The 235-nt window shown below is 71.9% G+C and carries 1 pseudogene; it reads right to left on the bottom strand.

From position 1 onward, the window contains the following. Nucleotides 1–113, bottom strand: a pseudogene (locus tag BZL64_RS41660) (sugar phosphate isomerase/epimerase); the annotation flags it as partial. Between the last annotated feature and the right edge of the window lie 122 nt (nt 114–235).

The raw sequence follows: 235 nt of genomic DNA, 5'->3' as shown, positions 1-235 counted from the left end.
TCGTAGCCGAGGCGCGCGGCGATCTCGAAGGCCGTCGCCGTCGACTCCGGGTAGACCGAGGCAGTCGACAGGGCGACCTTCGCATCCGGGATGCGCACGACTGGCTCTGCCATGGTGGACAGGTTACGGGGTGCGGTGACCTGACTGCGGGGTGCCTCTTCGCCGTTGTGGCGCACGCCACGGGGGTTGGGCGTGGCCGGGTTCGATCGGTCGCGGCGGCGCGGCGGGTGGTGGG

The organism is Streptomyces bobili (assembly GCF_002154575.1).
Classification (GTDB): Bacteria; Actinomycetota; Actinomycetes; order Streptomycetales; family Streptomycetaceae; genus Streptomyces; species Streptomyces bobili.
The sequence above is the reverse complement of the archived record's forward strand: the minus strand, read 5'-3'. Positions and strand labels throughout refer to the sequence as shown.